This window comes from Halomonas sp. OfavH-34-E (genome assembly GCF_024124525.1).
Classification (GTDB): Bacteria; Pseudomonadota; Gammaproteobacteria; order Pseudomonadales; family Halomonadaceae; genus Halomonas; species Halomonas litopenaei.
In genome coordinates, this window is record NZ_JAMXRY010000099.1 from 1 (window position 1) to 5,028 (window position 5,028).

Consider the following 5,028-nt stretch of genomic DNA (forward strand, 5'->3'; position numbering starts at 1 on the left):
TCTGGCCAGCTCCCGCTCGCGGCGACGGCGCTGGACGATGCGATAGCGCGAGCGCACCTCGTCGCGCTCGAGGTAGCAGCCCTGCAGCCAGCGGTGGCCGGAGTCGCCTTCAAAGGCGTCACGAGCGTGCAACAGGCGGCGATTGTCGAAGATCACCAGGTCGCCGGGGGCGTAGGTGAAGCGCAGGGCGAAGCGGGGCTCGCGCAGGCGCTGCTGGAGCGCCATCAGTGCCCGGTAGGCCTCCTCGACCTGGTCGAAATCGGTCATCAGCGGGCCGCGCAGGAAGTCGGCGATGCGCACCTCGAGCAGTTGCTGCTGTTCATCGAGCACGATCATCGGCGAGTGCCAGACGTAGTCGGTGGTCTTCGCGGTATTGGCGTAGCGCCAGTGGACGCGAGTCAGGGTAGCGAAGGCCTCGGGGTCTTCCTCGCGCAGGGCCTCGGCCACCGCGAAACCATCGAGCATTACCGCCTGGCCGCCGGCCACGCTGTTCTCGAGACAGTGCAGGAACTGAAGACCGGGATGGTACTCGCGGGTCGGCAGGTCCACGTGGGGCGGCAGGGCAATCGAGGTGTAGGCGTTGGAGTCCGGGTCCGGCTTGGCGCGAACGTTGAACAGGGTGCCGAAGTTGGTGGCCCGCAACGGCCCGAAGCGCTCGGCGATGTTCTCCAGGGTGCCGGGCTCGGTGGGCAGGCCGCGCAGCCGCACGAGGCCGTGGCGCAGCAGCGCGTCGAGCGCCGGGGCCAGGATCGTCTCTTCTTCGGGGCTGTCGGCCTGGGTCGCGGTCCAGCCGCCGGCGTCCAGGGTGACCGGTTCCTTGTCCTGGCCGCCGAGCCAGGTCTCGACCGGTACCAGCGGCGCCAGCGGATCTTCGGTGTTGTCGTAGTCGTGGGCTCTCAGCCAGCCGGGGTGAAAGCGCAGGCTGCGCTGTTCCGGCGTCATCAGCAGTTCGACGGCGCCGCTGGCGTCCAGCGTCGCTTGGGCAATTTCCGGCCAGGCGTCCAGGCTCGACAGATCGAGGATGCGCTCCCTTGTCGCCGGGTTGATGGTGCTGTCGTCGGCGGCGTTTTCGCGCAGCCAGACGCTGTGATAGCGGCTGACACGGCCGTCCTGCCAGTTCACGGTCAGCACCCTTGGCGTCGAGGCTACGCTTGCGATGGGCACCTCGATCGGCCAGGCGTCATAGTCCGGGGTGCGCGGTAGATCGACCGACGCGGACTGCTGGTGTTCGCTGGTGTGCTGTGGCTGGTTCATCGGGACTCCGTCGAAGCTGGGACGGGCGCGTGGTGCGTCATGGATGGCAGCGCCCGTGCTGTGCGTCATGGATGGCAGCGCCGGCTGGCGCTCAAGTGGGGACCAGCTTGCCTGTCAGGCAGCACCGAAGTCGTGCATAAATCGACAGGTATCGTGCAGAATCCGACATTCAGGGCGCGCCAGGTACGCCAGGTATGCCAACTGGCCAGGGCGAACAGGGCGACAGATGGTGGCCCGTGTCAAAGGAGGCGTCGTCTTGGCTCCCGGGGGGGCTGGCGCCGTGGCGTGTAGTAGACAGAAGTTGGTGGGCCAGTGTTAAAGGAGGCGGCGTCTTAGCTCCCGGGGGCTGGCGCCGTGGTGCTGGCGAAAGGCGCGGGTGAAGCTCGAGGCGGACGCGAATCCGCTGGCCAGGGCGATGTCCATGACGCCGTGACGAGTGCTGGTCACCAGATGGTGGGCCAGCGCCAGGCGACGCTCCAGATACAGCCGGCTCGGGGTACGGGCCAGGTGATGCTGACAGTCGCGCTCTAGCTGACGCTCCGACAGGCCGATCTGGGCGGCCAGTTCGGCGATGGCCAAGGGGGACTCCAGGTGGCTGTCCATCAGGCCGATGACCCTGGTCAGGCGTTCGGGCAGCCGCTCGAATTCGCTGGCGTCGCGCTGGCGGCTGGCCGGCAGGCGACGATGGTCGTGCACCAGTTGCTGCTTGACACGACGGGTCAGGGCATCGCCGTGGCGGCGGCGGATGGTGTCCAGCGCAAGGTCAATGGAGGCGCTGGCGCCGGCGCCGTAGAAGCCGACCGGGCCGACCTCGTAGAGCGACTCCACCGCTTCGATGTCGGGATGGCGACGGCGAAACTCGGGCAGGCTTTCCCAGTGCAAGGTCACGGTGTCCTCGATCAGCCCGGCGTCGGCCAGGCAGAAGACACCGGTGTCCAGCGCCCCCAGACAGGCGCCCTGGTCCCGGCGCTGCGTCAGCCAGTCTTTGAGCGGCTGGTCCACCGCGGCCATCGGCTCGAAGCTTGCGCACACCGCCAGACTAGGGAGCCAGGGGGCATTGTCCAGGTCATGCTCGACGCTCAGGGGAATGCCGTTGCTGGCGGTGACCGGCTCGCCGTCGCGGCTGATCAGGTGCCAGCGAAACAGCGGCTGTCCGGCCAGACGATTGGCGATTCGCAAGGGGTCGATGGCCGAGAACAGCGCCACCATGGAGAAACGCGGCAGCAGCAGAAAGCCGATGGGTTCCGGGACAGGGCCCTGGTAGGTCAGACGCATGGTGGCCTCATGGATGGCGGGGGCGGGACGGCGCTGGCCGCGCCAGGATCGGTGGTTCGGGTATCGGCGCACCAGCGGCAGCGGATTCACGATCTGCCCGTTCCACACCGCGCTGCAAGGGTGCCACCGTCGTGCGCTGCCCTCAACTCAGGGCGCAGGCGAGACACGGCCAGCCAGGAGGCGCGGCCCCACTCTACTCAGCCTTTCGACGTTATCGTCGATATCCTCATGCTATGCTGCGCCGCAGTCACGGGCGTCGGTAAGGAGGCGGACAGCGATGGTAGAGCTCAGTGGTCAACGCCTGGAGGCGAGCGCCGGTGAAATCGAGCAGGCCGAACAGCGGCTGGGTTTTCTGCTGCTGCCGCAGTTCTCGATGATGGCGTTTTTCTCGGCGGTGGAGCCGCTGCGCATCGCCAACCGCATCGCCGGTCGCGCTCTTTATGACTGGACGCTGATCGGGCTGGGCGGAGGGCCGGTGACCGCCAGCAACGGCATGACCCTGCTGGTGGACCACCCCATGGAAGACGTCCGCAATCTGCCGTGGCTGGCGGTATGCAGCGGCTTCGATCCGGAATTGTGGATCGGCCACGGGCTCAGCGCCTGGCTCAACCGGCTCGACCAGGGTGGCTGCTGCATCGGCGCGCTGGACACCGGCGCGGTGGTGCTGGCGGAGGCCGGCTTGCTCAGGGGGCATACGGTGACCCTGCACTGGGAGACGCTGCCCACCTTCAACGAACGCTATCCCTCGATTCGCACCTGCGACGAGCTGTTCCTGCTGGAGGAGCGGCGCTTCTTCTGTGCCGGCGGCGCGGCGGCCATGGACATGACCCTGGAGATGATCGCCCGTCGCCACGGTATGGCGCTGGCGGTGGACGTGTCCGAACAATTGATTCACGACCGCCTGCGCTCGCGCACCGACCAGCAGCGAATGAGCCTGGTCAGGCGTCTTGGCACCCACCAGCCGCGGCTGGTCGATGCGGTAGCGCTGATGGAGTCGCACCTGGAAACGCCCCTGCCGTTGGCCGAGATCGCACGCCGCAGCCGCGTGTCGAGTCGCCAGCTACAGCGCTTGTTTGCCGATGTGCTGGGCACCTCTCCCAGTGCCTACTACCTGTCGCTGCGCCTCAAACGTGCCGCCCAATTGCTCAAGGATACCGACCTCGATGTGCTGGCGATCGGGCTCAGCTGTGGATTCGGCTCGGCGTCGAGTTTCAGTCGCGCCTTCCGCAGGGCGTTCGGAACCGCGCCGCAGGCCTTTCGACACCACGGCTGACCGGCACTCAAGTCAGATCTCGGCCCACATCCGCAGCAGATTGGCCAGGCTCTTGGAGATGCTGTCGAACTCGGCGGTCTTGCCGTCGCGCTCGAAGATCTGGCGGCGAGTGGTGTCGAGGTCGAACAGCACTTCACGTTGTTCAGGATGGCGTACCTGGCTCTGCAGCCAGCCCACCGCGGCCAGTCGTTGCCCCTGGGTGACCGGGTCGACGCGATGCAGCGTCGAGGACGGGTACAGGATCATCGAACCCGCCGGCAGCTTGAAGCGCTGTTCGCCCTGGGTGGTCTCGGTGACCAGCTCTCCGCCCTCGTAGCTGTCCGGATCCCCAAGGAAGATGGTGAAGGACAGGTCGGTGCGCATCGGCCCCTGGGGGGTGGGCATCACCGCGTCGTCGACGTGATTGCCGTAGGTCATGCCTTGCTGGTAGCGACTGAACATGACCGGCTTCATTCGGCGCGGGCGCGCGGCGATCTGGAAGAGGGTGTGTGCGGACAGGGTCTGCATGACCTCGTCACGCAGGGCGGCGATGGCGGGCTCCTGGCTGCTCGCCTGCTGGTTGCGCTTGACCGTGCGCGCATGCCAGCCGGCGGTCTCCCGTCCGTCACGAAAGTCGCTGGCGTCCAGTGTCTGGCGAATACGCTGGAGCTGGTCGTCGGTCAGCACCTTGTCGATACACAGAATCATCGGAGGCTCCCGCAAATGGCCGTCAGTATACCCGACTGTTAATCGTTTGCATTACACTTCGTGACACGCCAGTCTAGTGGGCAGGCACCTGATGGTTTGACTGGCGCAGACATTGCCAGATCGGACATGGGTTTGCGGCAAGTGGACCCTGGTTCCATCGAGCGCGAGCCCTGAACAAGAAATTGGCCCCAAGTAGACGTAGAAGGAAGGAGCACCCCATGACGCAAGAGACCCGTACCAAGCTGTGGATTGGCGTTGGCGCCAGCATCCTGCTCGGATCCAGCGCCGCCTGGGCCGACCATCACGGCGATGGCGACGATATGCACAAGGACGACGCTGCCTACGAACAGAGCCACGGCGGTGAAGGTGGCGAAGGTGGTGAAGCCGGCCACGGCGGTGAAGGCGGCGAGCACGGCCACGGTGGTGAAGGTGGCGAAGGTGGTGAAGCCGGCCACGGTGGTGAAGGTGGCGAAGGTGGTGAAGCCGGCCACGGTGGTGAAGGTGGCGAAGGTGGTGAAGCCGGCCACGGTGGTGAAGGT

The 5,028-nt window shown here is 66.5% G+C and carries 5 protein-coding genes; 2 read left to right on the forward strand and 3 right to left on the reverse strand.

Features of this window, described 5'->3' with window-relative positions:
- Nucleotides 1-1,254, reverse strand: a 1,254-nt coding sequence (locus NH448_RS23035) for a TauD/TfdA family dioxygenase (protein ID WP_253029547.1), incomplete at its 3' end; no start/stop codon positions are given.
- Between the two features lie 315 nt (nucleotides 1,255-1,569).
- Nucleotides 1,570-2,529, reverse strand: a complete 960-nt coding sequence (locus tag NH448_RS23040; RefSeq protein ID WP_045994559.1) for a GlxA family transcriptional regulator — start codon at nucleotides 2,527-2,529, stop codon at nucleotides 1,570-1,572.
- A 277-nt stretch (nucleotides 2,530-2,806) separates the two neighbouring features.
- Between NH448_RS23040 and NH448_RS23045 the strand changes: the two genes are divergently transcribed.
- A complete protein-coding gene (locus NH448_RS23045) occupies nucleotides 2,807-3,802 on the forward strand; it encodes a GlxA family transcriptional regulator (RefSeq protein WP_045994548.1) in 996 nt (331 codons plus the stop codon).
- 12 nt (nucleotides 3,803-3,814) lie between these two features.
- On the opposite strand, the gene NH448_RS23050 is transcribed toward NH448_RS23045, so the two are convergent.
- A complete protein-coding gene (locus tag NH448_RS23050; RefSeq protein ID WP_045994549.1) occupies nucleotides 3,815-4,489 on the reverse strand; it encodes a Fe2+-dependent dioxygenase in 675 nt (224 codons plus the stop codon).
- Nucleotides 4,490-4,707: 218 nt separating this feature from the next.
- Here NH448_RS23050 and NH448_RS23055 point away from each other — a divergent pair.
- Nucleotides 4,708-5,028, forward strand: a 321-nt coding sequence (locus NH448_RS23055; protein WP_253029548.1) for a hypothetical protein, incomplete at its 3' end; no start/stop codon positions are given.

Bases quoted from the DNA above. Each gene is read 5' to 3' on its own strand.
- NH448_RS23045 (WP_045994548.1), top strand. From the start codon at position 2,807: ATGGTAGAGCTCAGTGGTCAACGCCTGGAGGCGAGCGCCGGTGAAATC.
- NH448_RS23050 (WP_045994549.1), bottom strand. From the start codon at position 4,489: ATGATTCTGTGTATCGACAAGGTGCTGACCGACGACCAGCTCCAGCGT.
- NH448_RS23040 (WP_045994559.1), bottom strand. From the start codon at position 2,529: ATGCGTCTGACCTACCAGGGCCCTGTCCCGGAACCCATCGGCTTTCTG.